This is a genomic window from Rathayibacter sp. VKM Ac-2835 (genome assembly GCF_013266705.1).
GTDB lineage: Bacteria > Actinomycetota > Actinomycetes > Actinomycetales > Microbacteriaceae > Rathayibacter.
The window spans coordinates 263,828-279,541 of sequence record NZ_JABSNQ010000004.1; the positions used below are offsets into that span (position 1 = coordinate 263,828).

The following is a 15,714-nucleotide window of genomic DNA, read 5'->3' on the forward strand; positions in this document are numbered from 1 at the left end:
CGCCCGCCCCGGAGGGTGGACGCGCCGTCGGTGGGGATCAGATCGCCGAGGCGAGGACCTCGTCGAGCTTCGCGGAGGCCTCCTCGTCGGTGGCCTTCAGCGCGAGCGAGAGCTCGGAGACCAGGATCTGGCGGGCCTTCAGCAGCATGCGCTTCTCGCCGGCCGAGACTCCGCCGGCCTGCTCGCGGCGCCACAGGTCGCGGACGACCTCGCTGACGCGGTAGACGCTGCCGCTGGCCATCTTCTCCTGGTTGGCCTTGAACCGGCGCGACCAGTTGCTGGCCTCCTCGGCCACGTCGCTGCGGAGCACGTCGTAGACGGCCTGCACGCCGGCGTCGTCGATGATCTCGCGCACGCCGACGAGCTCGGCGTTCTCGACGGGCAGGGTGATCGTGAGCTCGCTGGTGTGCACGTTCATCGTCATGAACGTCTTCTCGACGCCCTTGACCGAGCGCTTCTCGAGCCCGGTGATCGTCACCGCTCCGTGGTGCGGGTAGACCAGGGTCTCGCCGACCTCGAATGTCATCATGTCGTGCCTTTCATCGTGGGGCGTAGTGGTGGTGAGGAGGAAGCGGGGGTCCGCAGCGGCGCGTCGGCGAGCCAGGGCGGGAGGAGGGCGACGAGCTGCTCGACGAGCTCCTCGTCGGTGCCGTCCAGGCCGCCCGCGAGCCAGGCGCCGACCACGGCGAGCACGCCGCCGGCCGCGAAGACGGCGGTCAGCTCGGGGTCGGTGCCGACGGGGGCGTCGACGCGGGCGAGCACCGCGCGGTGCAGGGCGAGCACGGTGTCGAGGACCGCGTCGTCGGACGCGACGCGAGCGGAGGCGCGGGCACGGAGGCGGGCGTGGAAGGCGTGCCGGTCGACGAGCCGGTCGACCAGGCGGATGTAACCGCGCCGGAGGGCCTGCGCACCGGACTCGTCCTGCAGATCGGGTGCGGAGACGTCCGCGACGACGAGGTCCTCGCGGAGCAGGGCGGAGGCGACCGCCGACGCGTCCTCGAAGTGCGCGTAGAAGGAGCTGCGGCTGATGCCGGCCTCGCGGACGATGTCGCTGACGGCGATGCCCTCGGCGCGGCCGCCGTCCGTCTGCATGACCAGCCGCTCGACGGCGTCGAACACCCGGCGGCGGGTGCGGCGCGCCCGAGGGTCGGCCGACGCGGGCCCGGAGGGTGCCTCCGCCCCGTGCGGGGAGGCGGCTCGAGCGGAAGACATCTCCGTCAGTCTACCACTTCCCGGACAGGTGTTCGGAAAGCGCGGAGAACTGGCGCGGCGGCCGCGGCCGACCCGCGAGGACGCCCGGCGCACAACGTCCGGCACGCAGAATCGGCCCCGGCACGCAGGGTCGAGCAGATCCGACGAGCCGGAGGCGATTCCGCGAGCCGGAGGCGCGGAGGGTCCGTTGAGCCTGCGCCCGCGGTCAGTTCGCGGCGGTGCGGGTCGCGACGAGGCGGCCGAGCCGGGTGCGGGCGGCGCGCTCGCTGGGCGAGACACGGCCGAGGTACAGCTCGAGGGAGCGCAGCAGCAGGCGGGTCGCCGTGATCGCCGGCCACCACGGGCGGCGCAGGCCCAGCAGGCGGCGCACCTCGGGCGACAGCGAGGCTGTGGCGCCGGCGAACAGCAGCGGGTAGACCACTCCGGCCTCGCCGGGCAGCTTCACCCGGCGGAGGAAGTCGACCGCCTCGTGCACGCGCTCGTCCGGGCGGAGCTCACCGGCGAACCCGGCCAGCTGCTCGCGGAGCTCGGCGACGCTCTCGGGCGGGTTCTCGACGCCGAGCAGGCGGCCGGACGCGGCCCACTCGCGGACGTAGGCGTCGGGGCCGCCCGGGATCGGGCCGCCCCACAGCCGGTGCGAGCCGAGGAAGGCATCGGTGAACGCGTCGTGCACCCAGAGCAGCAGCCGCGGATCCTGCGCGGAGTAGTGCCGCTCGACGTCGGCGGCGTCCTGATAGGTGCCGACGATCCGCTCGTGCACGCCGGTCACCCAGCGGGCGGCTCCGGAGGCGGTGGCGGTGTCGCCGAAGCTGGTGGTCAGCACCCAGCGCACCGTGTTGTCGAGGCGGCCCATCGGGTCCTCGCGGTACCGGGAGTGGTCGTGCACGCCGGCCATCGCGCCCGCGTGCAGCGTCTGCATCAGCAGGGCCCGGACGCCGGCGACCATCGTCGGTATCGCGCCGTTGACGGCCCAGACGGCGCTGCCGGGGCCGAAGAGGCCCGCGTCGTCGCCCGTCTCGAGGGCGGCGACCCAGTCGGGGCGGGGGCGGGGACGGCGTCGACTCATCCATCGAGTCTGCGCTCGGATCCTGGGTGCGACCGTCTCTTCCCTCACTCCGTCAGGGGTGCTACACGGCATGAGGGCGCCCGGGCCGCCGGGTCCGCCTCACTCCCCCAGCAGCTCCCGCAGGTCGTCCGCGGTCAGCGCCTGCGCGAAGAGCTCGCCCTCGTCGAGCACGGCGGTGCTCAGGCGGGCCTTGCGCTCCTTCAGCCGGACGATCTTCTCCTCGATCGTGTCCTTCGCCACCAGCCGGTAGACGTTGACCCGGCGCTCCTGCCCGATCCGGTGCGCGCGGTCGACCGCCTGCGCCTCGGCCGCCGGGTTCCACCAGGGGTCGAGGATGAAGACGTGGTCGGCCTCGGTCAGCGTGAGCCCCGTGCCACCCGCCTTCAGGCTGATCAGGAAGACCGGCGCGGCGCCCGAGCGGAACTCGTCGATCACCGCACCCCGGTCGCGGGTGGAGCCGTCGAGCTGCACGAACGGGATCCCCCGCCGGCGCAGCCGCTCGGCCGCCTTCTCGAGGTACGAGGTGAAGGTGCTGAAGACGAGCGCCCGGCGCCCCTCGGCCAGCACGTCGTCGAGCTGCTCGAGCAGCGCGTCGAGCTTGGCGGAGGGCACGTGCCGGTAGGCGGGATCGACCAGCGACGCGTCGAGGGCGAGCAGGCGCAGCAGGGTGAGCGAGCGGAACACGGTGAAGCGCTGGCGGTCGAGGTCGTCGACGAGCCCGAGGAGCTTCCGCCGCTCGCGCTGCAGGTAGCCGTCGTAGAGCACGCGGTGGCTCGGAGCGAGGGTGACCTCGAGGGTCTGCTCCTGCTTCTCGGGCAGCTCGGGTGCCACCGCCTCCTTCGTCCGGCGCAGCAGGAACGGGCGGATCCGGCGCCGCAGCCGGTCGAGGCGCCGTCGCGCTCCCTCGGACTGCGAGACCGTCCGCCCCTCCGACAGGTCCGGCGAGGCGATGCCGACGGGCTCATCGGCGTGCAGGATCGGTCGGGTGAACTCCTCCCGGAAGCGCCGCAGCGACGGCAGGAGGCCGGGCGCGGTCAGCGCGAGGACCGCCCACAGCTCGTCGAGCGAGTTCTCGAGCGGCGTGCCGGTGAGGGCGAGAGTGATCGGCGCGCCCACGCTCCGGGCCGCCTGGTGCGCCTGCGAGGACGGGTTCTTCACGAACTGCGCCTCGTCGAGGACGAGGGCCGACCACTCCCGCTCGGCCCACTGCTCCCCGGCCAGACGGAGCACGGCGTAGCTGGTGACGACGACGTCCACGTCGGCGGGCAGCGCGGCGAGGGTGTCGCCCCGCCCCTCGCGCGTGCTGGTCACGGCCGCGAGCCGGAGGGACGGCGCGAAGCGGGCGGCCTCCGAGAGCCAGCCGGGCAGCACCGAGGTCGGCGCGACCACGAGGAACGGCGCCGCGCGGACTCCTGCGGCCCGCGCCTCCTCGACCGCCTGCAGCATCATCGCGAGGGTCTGCAGGGTCTTGCCCAGCCCCATGTCGTCGGCGAGGATCCCACCGAGACCGTGCCGGCGACGGTGCACGAGCCAGGAGTAGCCCTCGCGCTGGTACGAGCGCAACTCGCCGGTGAGGCCGGCCGGCGGCTCGACGTCGACGGGCGCACCCGCGGCCAGCGCGCTCTCGAGCACGTCCTTCCAGGCGTCGGAGGCGACGCTCGCGTCGGCGAGCTCGTCCAGCTCCTCCCAGAGCGCGGTCTGGTGCCGGCCGATCCGCGGGCCGGTCTCCCACTCCTCCAGCTCGTCCGCACGGTTCAGCAGCTCGCGGAGCCGGTCGAGCCCCGGATGCGCGAGCGAGAGGTACGAGTGGTCGACGAGCCGGATCCGGTCGCCGCCGCTCGCGAGCGCTCGGAACAGCGGGCCGAACGGCACGCTCGCGTCGCCGATCGTGACGACGACGCCGAGGTCGAACCAGTCCGCGCTCTCGGTGTCGACGGCGGTGAGGGTGAGCGTGAGCGGCCCGTTGAGGAGGCGGTAGTCCGGCTGCTTCCCCTCGCGCTCGATCCGCACGCCGCCGACCTCGCCGAGGAGCGGCAGCTGCTCGACGACGAAGACCGCCGCCGCGGCCCCGCGCAGGACAGCCGGCCGGTCGACGTCCGCGACGACGTCCGACTGCGCCGCCGCCAGGACGGTGCGGGCGCGCCGCAGGATCGCGGCCTCGAGCGCGTCGTCGCCCGTGCCGTCGAGCTCCCGGGCGCGGTCCGCGCTCCGCCGCCAGTGCCAGCCGACCCGGACCACGCGGCGCGGCTCGAACGAGACGGTGCAGACCAGCCGCGGCGGCTCGGGCTCGTCGAGCTCCACGCCGGCGTCCGCGCCCCGCACCGCCACGCGGCCGCGCAGGGTCGGCAGGTGCTCCTCCAGGAACTCGGCGACGTCCTCGGCGGGCACGCTGGTCGCCTCCGGATGGCGCAGCAGCCGCAGCTCCTCGTCGTCGAGCGGCTGCGGGGTCGGCGCGAGCAGCAGCGCCGTCGGATCGCCGGACTCCACCAGGTAGACGCCGTGGCGGGCGACCGGCCGCGCGGCCTCGAGCGGACGCTCGCCGACGTCGAGCCGGAGGACCGGGGCGAGCTCGAGGGCGCCCGCGCGGTCGGCGACCACGAGCGCGACGTGCGCGGCGGCGGCGCGGGAGACAGTGCCCGCGCCGGTGGTGAGCAGCGGGATGCGCAGGCCCTCGGCCTGCTCGAGCAGCCGCCAGAGCAGTGGGCTCTCGTAGTCGTCGAGGTGGATCCAGTCCGGGTCCTGACCGAGGTGCACGGTGCGGGTGGCCCGGTGCAGCGCGGCGAACTCGGCGAACCAGCGCTGGTGCCCGGGGTCGAGGGAGAGCCGGTGGGTCTGGAAGTTCAGCGACTTCCAGGTGAGGGTCGAGCGGTTCCAGGCGCCGCCGCGACCGGGAACGACCGGGCGGGTGGCGAGGCGGTGCTCCTCGCGCTCGGCGGGGTCGTACGTCGCGGCGGTGACGCGCTCGCTCGCCGGGGCGCGCCACGGGTCGTCGGCGCGACGGACGAGGCGGCGCAGCTCGAACTGCAGGCCGATGGGCGTGAGCACCGGAGACGCCTCGCCGGGGTCGCCGCCGCTGAGCTCGCCCACGCGGGCGCGCCAGGAGGCGGCGGACTTCTCGGGAGGCATCGCCCCATGCTGTCACGCCGGTCGGACACCGATCCCGCGCCGAGGCGGGACGGGACTGCGCGCCGCCCGGGTCAGCGGCAGAATCGGAGCATGAGCAGCAACGACTCCCCCGACCCCACCGTCCTCGCGATCGGCAGCGACGAGCTGCGCGTGGCGCTCACGACCGCGGGCGCCGAGATGACCTCCCTCCGCGACGGCGAGAACCGCGAGTACCTCTGGCAGGCCGGCCCGGAGTGGCGCCGGCACGCTCCCGTGCTCTTCCCCATCATCGGGCGGCTGCCGGGCGACACCCTGCACCACGACGGACGGGACCACCCGATGGGTCAGCACGGCTTCGCGCGCGACCGGGTCTTCGAGCTGGCCGGCGTGGGCGGCGACGAGGCCGTCTTCCGGCTGCGCAGCGACGACGCGACCCGCGCGGTGTTCCCCTTCGACTGGTCGCTGCTGATCGCCTACGCGGTGACGGGAGCGACCCTGCGGATCACGCAGACCGTCGAGAACCGCGGCACGGAGCCGCTGGGCGCCTCGGTCGGCAACCACCCGGCCTTCGCGCTGCCGCTGCCCGGAGCGTCGGGCGAGCACCGGATCCGCTTCGCGCAAGCCGAGCCGGAGGGCTTCCGCCGGGCTCCCGAGAACCTCCTCGTCGACGAGCGCCACCCGGCGCCGCTCGAGGACGGCGTGCTCACGGTGGACGACGAGCACTTCGAGGAGGGCGTGCTGATCTTCGACGAGCCGCGCCGCCGCACGCTGACCCTCGAGGCCGACGGCGCGCGCTCCATCGCGGTCGACACCGGCGACTTCGACGTCGTCGGCGTCTGGAAGCCGGTCGGCGCGCCGTTCGTCTGCATCGAGCCGTGGCGGAGCGTCCCGACTCCGGAGGGCTGGGACGGCGACATCGTCGACAAGCCGCGGCAGTTCGTGCTCGCGCCGGGCGAGCAGCGCGCGTTCTCCTACAGCATCACGCTCAGCTGAGGCTCGTCCCGCTGCAGCTGCGCGTCGAGGAGCTCGAAGCGGCGGATGATCAGCCCCTCGCGGGTCGCCCACGGGCAGATCACGAGCGTCTCGACGTGCAGCGCCTCCATGGCGGCCTCGGCGACGAGCGCACCGGCCAGCAGCTGCGGGGCGCGGAGGGTGGAGACGCCAGGGAGCGCCGAGCGGTCGGCCGCGCTGATCGCGGCGAGCCGGGAGGACCAGAGCCGCAGGTCGACCAAGTGCAGCTCGCGGCGCGCGAGCGGGCCGGCGGCGCTGGGAGCGGCGCCGGCGATCCGGGCCAGCGAGCGGAAGGTCTTCGACGTGCCGGCGACGAGGTCGGGGGTGCCGAGGGCGAGGAAGGCGCGGACGGGCTCGGCGAGCACCTCGCGGGCGTGCTTGCGGGCCGCCTTCACGCTGGTGGCCGACGCCGGGTCGCCGTCGAGGAGGTCGCGAGTGACGCGGCCGGCGCCGAGCGGCACCGAGACGGCGAGCTCGGGCACCTCGTCGACGCCCATCGACAGCTCGAAGGAGCCGCCGCCGATGTCGAGGTCGAGGATCGAGCCGGCGCCCCAGCCGAACCAGCGGCGCACGGCGAGGAAGGTCGCGGACGCCTCGGCCTCGCCGCCGAGCTCCTGGAGGTGCACGCCGGTCTCGGTGCGGACGCGCTCGAGCACGGCGGCGCCGTTCCCGGCCTCGCGGATCGCGGAGGTGGCGAAGGCGAGCAGGTCCTCCGCGCGGTGGCGGCGGGCGACCTCGTGCGCCTCCGCGACGAAGGAGATCAGCTCGCGCTGCCCCTCCTCGGTGATGTCGCCCTCCGCGTCGAGGTAGGCCACCAGCGCGAGGCTGCGCTTGTGCGACCGGTACGGAACGGGCCGCGCCCCCGGGTGCGCATCGACGAGCAGCAGATGGACCGTGTTGGAGCCGATGTCGAGCACGCCGAGTCGCATGCCCCCACGCTAGCGCGGCTCGCAGCCGCCCCCGGACCGGCGGCGACGCCCCTGCGGTGGTGGGTCTCGATACGCCCCTGCGGGGCTACTCGACCAGCATGTCCGCGGGCGTCTCTTCCCAGTGGATCCACCCGCGCCCGAAGACCAGTCTGCAGACCCGCCCTGCTGACGACGCCGGGTCTCGATACGCCGCTGCGCGGCTACTCGACCAGCATGGAAGGCACGGCCCTCTGGTGGGGCCACTGCGCATGCTCGGCCAGGGTGGTCTGGAGTGGCTCGCGCCCCGAAGGGGCCGCGGCCCTTGCACCCGACGCGCTGGCGAGCGTGGGTCTCGATACGCCTCTGCGCGGCTACTCGACCAGCATGGACGGCGCGGCCCTCTGAAGGGGCCGCTGCGCGGCTGCTCGACCAGCGGGAGCGGGAGCGGCGCCCCGAGTTCGGAAGCGTGGCGCCCGAAGGGCCGCCACCCCTGCAGACCGGCCGCGGCTCCGCAGGGTCACCGGCGATCCGCGTGCCAGCGGATCGTCGTACCCGGAACGCGACCGGCTCCCACCAGCGCACCCCGTCGCGAAGCCGACCGCCGACGGACGACGAGGAACGAGGAGTCCGTCGCAGAAGGGCCCGGCCGCGACAGCGACCGGGCCCTTCTGCAGAGACTCAGTGGTCCCAGTTCTCCACCGGCTCGGAGGAGCTGGAGGAGCCGACGACGTGCACGCGCATGTCGTTGGTGGTGCCGGCGCGTCCGGGGGGCGATCCGGAGACGACGACGACGGTGTCGCCGGCCTTCGCGAGGTTCTCGCGGAGGAGGACGGCGTCGACCTGGGCGAACATCGCGTCCGTGTGGTTCACGCGGGGCGTGACGTAGGACTGGACGCCCCAGTTGAGTGCCATGCGGCGGCGGACCGAGGGCTCGGGGGTGAAGCCGATGATCGGGATGCCGTGGCGCAGGCGGGTCATGCGGCGGACGGAGTCGCCGGACTCGGTGAAGACGCAGAGGAACTTGGCCTCGACGAACTCGGCGACCTCGGCGGCGGCGAGGGTGACGGAGCCGCCCTGGGTGCGCGGCTTGCTGCCGAGCGGGGGGATCCGCTCGAGGCCGTGCTCCTCGGTGGACTCGACGATGCGGGCCATGGTCTGGACGGTGACGACCGGCCAGGCGCCGACGCTGGTCTCGCCGGAGAGCATGACCGCGTCGGCTCCGTCGAGGATGGCGTTCGCGACGTCGGAGGCCTCGGCGCGGGTGGGGCGCGGGCTCTCGATCATCGACTCGAGCATCTGGGTGGCGACGATGACGGGCTTGGCCCAGCGGCGGGCGAGCTCGACGGCGTGCTTCTGCACGATCGGGACGGCCTCGAGGGGCAGCTCGACGCCGAGGTCGCCGCGGGCGACCATGATGCCGTCGAAGACGTCGATGATCTCCTGCAGGTTGTCGACCGCCTGCGGCTTCTCGATCTTGGCGATGACGGGAGCCTTGCGGCCCTCCTCCGCCATGATCTCGTGCACGCGGACGATGTCGCTCGCGTTGCGCACGAAGGACAGCGCGATGATGTCCGCGCCGAGGCGGATCGCCCAGCGGAGGTCGTCCTCGTCCTTCTGCGACAGCGCGGGCACGTTGACCGCGACGCCGGGCAGGTTGATGCCCTTGTTGTTCGAGATGTTGCCGGGGACGACGCACTCGGTGATGACGCGGGGGCCCTCGACGGCGGTGACGCGGACCGCGACCTTGCCGTCGTCGATCAGGAGCATGTCGCCCGGGTTCACGTCGTCGGGCAGGCCCTTGAACGTGGTGCCCGAGAGCTCCTTGGTGCCGAGGACGTCCTCGGTGGTGATCGTGAAGACGTCGCCCTCGGCGAGGGGGTACGGGCCGCCCTCGAACTTGCCGAGGCGGATCTTGGGACCCTGCAGGTCGACCATGATCGCCACGGCGCGACCCGAGTCCTCGGCCGCCTTGCGCACGAGGCGGTAGACGCCCTCGTGGACGTCGTAGCTGCCGTGGCTGAGGTTCATGCGGGCCACGTCCACGCCGGCGTCGATGATCGCACGAATGGTCTCGTACGACGACGTTGCCGGGCCGAGGGTGGCGACGATTTTCGCTCGTCTCATTGAGGGGGTGCTCCGTTGTTCTGCGCCCGGGGGCGCGTCGATAGCGGGGAGGGTGAGCTGTGAAGCTGGCGCGCGAAGACTATCGCGTCCGTGGGACTAGAGCGTGAAGCCCCGGTCGTTGGGCCCGACGGGCGCGGGCAGCTGGGTGGTGCCTTCGAGGTAGCGGTCGATCTCGGCCGCGACGGAGCGGCCCTCGGCGATCGCCCAGACGATGAGCGACTGGCCGCGGCCGGCGTCCCCGGCGACGAAGACGCCCGGGACGCTGGTCTCGAAGCGGTCGCCGCGGACCACGTTGCCGCGGTCGGTGAAGGGCACCTCGAGCTGGCCGGCGAGGTGCTCCGACTCCGGGCCGGTGAAGCCCAGGGCCAGGAGGACCAGGTCGGCCGGGATCTCCCGCTCGGTGCCCGCCTTGGGCACGCGGCGTCCGTCGAGGTACTCGGTCTCGGCCACGCGCACCGCGCGGACCTCGCCGACCTCGTTCGCGAGGAACTCGACGGTGGAGGCGAGGAACACGCGCTCCCCGCCCTCCTCGTGCGCGCTGGCGATCTCGAAGACCGTCGGGTCCATCGGCCAGGGCTGGCTGTCCGGACGCTGCGACGGCGGCTGGGTGCCGATCGCGAGGTTGGTGACCGAGGCGGCCTTCTGGCGGTGCGCGGTGCCGATGCAGTCTGCTCCGGTGTCGCCGCCGCCGAGGACGACGACGTGCTTGCCCTCGGCCGAGATCTGCTCGAAGACGCGGTCGCCCGCGATGGCGTGGTTCGACTGCACCAGGTACTCCATCGCGAAGTGCACGCCGGCCAGGTCGCGGCCGGGGATCGGCAGGTCGCGCGGCACCATTGCGCCGGTCGCGACCACGACGGCGTCGTAGCGCGCGCGCAGGTCGTCCCAGGTGATGTCGGTGCCGATGTCGACGCCGGCGCGGAAGCGGGTGCCCTCGGCCTTCATCTGGTTCAGCCGCAGCTCGAGGTGCTTCTTCTCCATCTTGAAGTCGGGGATGCCGTAGCGCAGCAGGCCGCCGATGCGGTCGTCGCGCTCGTAGACCGCGACGGTGTGCCCGGCACGGGTGAGCTGCTGGGCGGCGGCGAGACCGGCGGGGCCGGAGCCGACGACGGCGACCGTCTTGCCGGTGAGGCGCTCCGGCGGGTGCGGCTGCACCCAGTCGTTGCCGAAGGCCTGATCGATGATCGAGACCTCGATCTGCTTGATCGTGACCGCGGGCTGATTGATGCCGAGCACGCAGGACGACTCGCAGGGCGCGGGGCACAGGCGGCCGGTGAACTCCGGGAAGTTGTTGGTCGCGTGCAGGCGCTCGATCGCCTGGCGGCCCTCGCCGCGCCACATCAGGTCGTTCCACTCCGGGATCAGGTTCCCGAGCGGGCAGCCCTTGTGGCAGAACGGGATGCCGCAGTCCATGCAGCGGCCGGCCTGCCGGCGCAGGACGGCGGTGTCGCCCTGCTCGTACACCTCTTTCCAGTCCATCAGCCGCACGGACACCGGGCGCCGCTTGGGCAGCTCCCGGTCCTGCACCTTCAGGAATCCCTTGGGATCAGCCACCGGTCACCTCCAGAATCCGTCCCCAGACGACGTCGCCGTCGGGGTCGAGCCCCTCCTCCACAGCGGATGCTCGCGTCGCGAGCACCGCGGCGAAGTCGCGGGGCAGTACCTTGACGAAACGCGAGACGGTTCCGTCGAAATCGTCGAGCATGCCCTGGGCCAGGGTGGACTCGGTCTCGGCCACGTGCCGCTCGAGCAGGTCGCGCAGGATCTCCACGTCGGCGCTGCCGAGCTCGGAGAGCGTGAGCTCGCCGGTGGCGATCGCGTCGCGGTTCACCAGCTCGCGGCGCAGGTCGTGGATGTAGGCGGTGCCGCCCGACATGCCCGCGCCGAGGTTGCGGCCGGTCGCGCCGAGGATCACGGCGAGTCCGCCGGTCATGTACTCGAGCGCGTGGTCGCCGACACCCTCGACGACCGCCGTGGCACCGGAGTTGCGGACCAGGAAGCGCTCGCCGACCATCCCGCGGATGAACATCGTGCCCTGGGTCGCGCCGTAGCCGATGACGTTGCCGGCGATGACGTTCGCCGACGCGTCGAAGGTGCTGCGGCGGTCGGGCCGCACCACGATCTGGCCGCCGGAGAGGCCCTTGCCGACGTAGTCGTTCGAGTCGCCCTCGAGGCGCAGCGTGATGCCCGCGGGCAGGAACGCGCCGAGCGACTGCCCGGCCGAGCCGCGGAGGTTCACCGTGATGGAGTCGGCCGGCAGCCCGTTCTCGCCGTAGCGGACGGTCACCTCGTGGCCGAGCATCGTGCCGACGGCGCGCTCGGTGTTCTTGATCTCGCGGTCGATCACGACGGTGCCGCGGTGGTCGAGGACGTTCGCGGCGAGGCGGATCAGCTCGTTGTCGAAGTGCTTCTCCAGCTCGTGCTCCTGCGCGCGGCCGTGGCGGCGCGGCTCCTCGGCGCGGAAGACCGGGCCGACGAGGATCGGCGTCAGGTCGAGCCCGCTCGCCTTCCAGTGCTCGATGGCGCGGTTGACGTCGAGCAGCTCGCGGTGGCCGACGATCTCGTCGATCGAGCGGAAGCCGAGCTGGGCGAGGTACTCGCGCACCTCCTGGGCGATGAACTCGAAGAAGTTGACGACGAACTCGGGCTTGCCGTTGAAGCGCTTGCGCAGCTCCGGGTTCTGCGTCGCGACGCCCACCGGGCAGGTGTCGAGGTGGCAGACCCGCATCATGATGCAGCCCTCGACGATCAGCGGGGCGGTGGCGAAGCCGAACTCCTCGGCACCGAGCAGGGCGCCGATCACGACGTCGCGGCCGGTCTTCATCTGGCCGTCGACCTGCACCACGACGCGGTCGCGCATGCCGTTGAGCATGAGCGTCTGCTGGGTCTCGGCGAGACCGAGCTCCCACGGGGTGCCCGCGTGCTTGAGCGAGTTGACGGGGCTCGCGCCGGTGCCGCCGTCGTGGCCCGAGACGAGGATCACGTCGGCGAGGGCCTTGGCGGTGCCGGCCGCGACCGCGCCGATGCCCGACTGGCTGACGAGCTTCGCGTGGATGCGCGCCTTCGGGTTCGCCCGCTTGAGGTCGAAGATCAGCTGCTTGAGGTCCTCGATCGAGTAGATGTCGTGGTGCGGCGGCGGCGAGATCAGGCCGACGCCGGCGGTCGCGTGCCGGGTGCGCGCGATCCAGGGGTACACCTTGGTCGGCGGCAGCTGGCCGCCCTCGCCGGGCTTCGCGCCCTGGGCGAGCTTGATCTGGATGTCGTCGGCGTGGGTCAGGTACATGCTCGTGACGCCGAAGCGGCCCGAGGCGACCTGCTTGATCGCGGAGCGGCGCTCGGGGTCGAGCAGTCGCTCCGTGTCCTCGCCGCCCTCGCCGGTGTTCGACTTGGCGCCGAGGCGGTTCATCGCGATGGCGAGGGTCTCGTGCGCCTCCGGCGAGATGGAGCCGTAGCTCATCGCCCCGGTGGAGAAGCGCTTGACGATCGACTCGACCGGCTCGACCTCGTCGATCGGGACGGGCGTGCGGCCCTCGGTGTCGAGGGTGAACATGCCGCGGAGGGTCATCAGCGAGAGCGCCTGGTCGTCGACCATCTTCGTGTACTCGCGGAAGACGTCGTAGCGGCGGTTGCGCGTGGAGTGCTGCAGCCGGAAGACGGTGTCCGGGTTGAAGAGGTGCGGCGCGCCGTCGCGGCGCCACTGGTACTCGCCGCCGACCGCGAGGCGCTCGTGCGCGACGACCGCGCCGTCCTCGGGGTACGCGGCACGGTGGCGTGCGGCGTTCTCCTCGGCGACGACGTCGATCCCGATGCCGCCGAGCTTGGAGGCGGTGCCGGTGAAGTACTGGTCGACGAAGACCTGGCTGAGGCCGACGGCCTCGAAGGTCTGCGCGCCCGCGTAGCTCGACACGGTCGAGATGCCCATCTTGGACATGATCTTGAGGACGCCCTTGCCGAGCGCCTTGATCACGTTCTTGACGGCCTTCTCGGGCGAGAGGTCCGAGATCATGCCGCTGCGCACCAGCTGCTCGCAGGTCTCCATCGCGAGGTACGGGTTCACCGCGGAGGCGCCGTAGCCGATCAGCGTCGCGACGTGGTGCACCTCGCGGACGTCGCCGGCCTCGACGACCAGCCCGACGCGCATCCGGTTCTCGGTGCGGATGAGGTGGTGGTGCACGGCGGCGAGCATCAGCAGCGAGGGGATCGGCGCGAGGTCCTTGGTGGAGTCGCGGTCCGAGAGCACGAGGAACTGCGCTCCGGCGGCGATCGCCTCGTCGGCCTCGGCGCACATCGCGTCGAGGCGGTCCTGCATGGCGCGGGGGCCGGCGTCGACGCGGTAGAGGCCGCGGATCGTCGTGGTGATGTGGCTGAGCGGGCGCGGCGCGATGTGCTGGATCTTGGCCAGCTCGTCGTTGTCGATCACCGGGAAGTCGAGGACGACCTGGCGGGCGTGCTCGGCGCCGGCCGAGAGCAGGTTGCGCTCCGGGCCGAGGCCGAGGCGCAGCGAGGTGACGACCTCCTCGCGGATGGAGTCGAGCGGCGGGTTGGTCACCTGGGCGAACGCCTGTGTGAAGTAGTCGAAGAGCAGCCGCGGGCGCTTGGAGAGCACCGCGACCGGGGTGTCGGAGCCCATGGCGCCGAGCGGCTCGGCGCCGGCCTTCGCCATCGGCAGCAACAGCAGCCGCACCTCCTCCTCGGTGTAGCCGAAGGTGCGCTGGCGGCGGTTGACCGATGCGGGCGTGTGCACGATGTGCTCGCGCTCGGGCAGGTCCTTGAGGTTGATCCGGCCCTTGTCGAGCCACTCGTCGAAGGGACCGGAGTCGGCGAGCTGCGCCTTGATCTCCTCGTCCTCGACGATGCGGCCCTGCTCGGTGTCGACCAGGAACATCCGGCCCGGCTGGAGCCGGCCCTTGCGGACGATCTTCGCGGGGTCGATGTCGAGCACGCCGATCTCGCTGGCGAGCACGACGAGTCCGTCGTCGGTGACGACGTACCGGCCGGGTCGCAGGCCGTTGCGGTCGAGCGTCGCGCCGACGAGGTCACCGTCGGTGAAGACGATCGCGGCCGGGCCGTCCCACGGCTCCATGAGCATCGAGTGGTACTCGTAGAACGCGCGGCGCTTCTGGTCGATCGCGGCGGCCTGGTTCTCCCACGCCTCCGGCACCATCATCATGATCGCGTGCGGCAGCGAGCGGCCGGCCAGCGTGAGCAGCTCGACGGTCTCGTCGAACGAGGCCGAGTCGCTGCGGCCGGTCGAGACGATCGGGAACAGCGGCGAGAGGTCGCCGAGCTCGGCGCTCTTCAGCTGCGACTGGCGCGCGCGCATCCAGTTGCGGTTGCCCTGCACCGTGTTGATCTCGCCGTTGTGCGCGATCATCCGGAACGGCTGCGCGAGCGGCCAGGACGGGAAGGTGTTGGTCGAGTAGCGCGAGTGCACGAGCGCGAGCTTCGAGGTGAAGCGCTCGTCCGAGAGGTCGGGGTAGAACGGCTCGAGCTGGAGCGTCGTGACCATGCCCTTGTAGACGAGCGTGCGGCTCGAGAGCGACATGAAGTACACCTCGAGCTCGCGCTCGACCCGCTTGCGCAGGCGGAAGGTGAGGCGGTCGAGGCGGAGCCCGGCCAGCGGCACGCCGGCGGCGTCGGTCAGCTCGCTCGAGACGTAGAGCTGCTCGATCGCCGGCATCGCGGCGCGGGCGAGCGTGCCGATCTCGTCGGGCTGCACCGGGATGGAGCGCCAGCCGAGGACGGCGAGGTTCTCCTCGCGGGCCATCTCGGCGATGGTCGACTTGACCCGCTCGCGCTCGAAGACGTCGACGGGCAGGAAGGCGTTGCCGACCGCGTACTGCCCGACGGGGGGCAGCTCGACGGCCGCGACGGCGCGCAGGAAGTCGTCCGGGATCTGGGTGATGATCCCCGCGCCGTCGCCGGTGCCGGCGTCGGAGCCGACCGCGCCGCGGTGCTCGAGGTTGCGCAGCGCGTTCAGCGCGGCGTCGATGATGTCGTGCCCGGCCGTCCCGCGCATGGTGGCGACCATGGCGAGACCGCAGGCGTCCTTCTCGGCCGCCGGGTCGTACATCCCCTGGGCACTCGGGGTGCCGAGGAACGGCACGGCGGGGACGCGGGGCGAGGGCTGAACGGGAGCCATGGGGACCGTCCTCACGAGAGTCGTAGCGGATCGGGACGTCACTGGCCCGCGGTGTGGTGGTGGAGGAGCGGCTCCCCGATCGGGAGGGCCGTGCATTCGGTGGTCGCGGTGCGGAGATCTGGCGCCGTCGGCGGGGCCGTGCGGTC

At 72.6% G+C, this 15,714-nt stretch carries 9 protein-coding genes; 1 reads left to right on the plus strand and 8 read right to left on the minus strand.

Annotation, left to right across the window (positions count from 1 at the left end; all coding sequences use genetic code 11):
* Positions 1-37 precede the first annotated feature (37 nt).
* The 4 genes from HRK28_RS17725 to HRK28_RS17740 all read right to left on the minus strand — a co-directional run bounded on the left by HRK28_RS17725 (position 38) and on the right by HRK28_RS17740 (position 5,404).
* Positions 38-526 (minus strand): CarD family transcriptional regulator, encoded by a 489-nt coding sequence (locus HRK28_RS17725; RefSeq protein ID WP_123446565.1) that lies wholly within the window; start codon positions 524-526, stop codon positions 38-40.
* The gene (locus HRK28_RS17730) at positions 526-1,212 is read right to left on the minus strand and encodes a TetR/AcrR family transcriptional regulator (protein WP_173252565.1); all 687 of its coding nucleotides are present in this window, start codon (positions 1,210-1,212) and stop codon (positions 526-528) included. Before HRK28_RS17730 ends, HRK28_RS17725 begins: the two co-directional genes overlap by 1 nt.
* 205 nt (positions 1,213-1,417) lie before the next feature.
* Entirely contained in the window at positions 1,418-2,278 is an 861-nt protein-coding gene (locus HRK28_RS17735) for an oxygenase MpaB family protein (RefSeq protein ID WP_173252566.1), read from the minus strand.
* Positions 2,279-2,377: 99 nt separating this feature from the next.
* The gene (locus HRK28_RS17740) at positions 2,378-5,404 is read right to left on the minus strand and encodes a DEAD/DEAH box helicase (protein WP_173252567.1); all 3,027 of its coding nucleotides are present in this window, start codon (positions 5,402-5,404) and stop codon (positions 2,378-2,380) included.
* Between the two features lie 90 nt (positions 5,405-5,494).
* Between HRK28_RS17740 and HRK28_RS17745 the strand changes: the two genes are divergently transcribed.
* Positions 5,495-6,376, plus strand: coding sequence for an aldose 1-epimerase family protein (locus HRK28_RS17745; protein ID WP_160089810.1), 882 nt, complete (start codon positions 5,495-5,497; stop codon positions 6,374-6,376).
* On the opposite strand, the gene HRK28_RS17750 is transcribed toward HRK28_RS17745, so the two are convergent.
* From HRK28_RS17750 to gltB, 4 genes are all read right to left on the minus strand, one after another.
* Entirely contained in the window at positions 6,355-7,323 is a 969-nt protein-coding gene (locus HRK28_RS17750) for a Ppx/GppA phosphatase family protein (protein ID WP_160089812.1), read from the minus strand. The genes HRK28_RS17745 and HRK28_RS17750 overlap by 22 nt on opposite strands.
* A 657-nt stretch (positions 7,324-7,980) precedes the next feature.
* Complete coding sequence (gene pyk / locus HRK28_RS17755) at positions 7,981-9,426, minus strand: pyruvate kinase (RefSeq protein WP_160089814.1); 1,446 nt, start codon at positions 9,424-9,426, stop codon at positions 7,981-7,983.
* 96 nt (positions 9,427-9,522) lie between these two features.
* On the minus strand, positions 9,523-10,980 hold the full coding sequence (locus tag HRK28_RS17760) for a glutamate synthase subunit beta (RefSeq protein ID WP_160089816.1): 1,458 nt from the start codon (positions 10,978-10,980) through the stop codon (positions 9,523-9,525).
* Positions 10,973-15,499: a glutamate synthase large subunit gene (gltB, locus tag HRK28_RS17765; protein WP_254305020.1), complete on the minus strand. Its 4,527-nt coding sequence runs from the start codon at positions 15,497-15,499 to the stop codon at positions 10,973-10,975. Before gltB ends, HRK28_RS17760 begins: the two co-directional genes overlap by 8 nt.
* Positions 15,500-15,714: the final 215 nt, after the last annotated feature.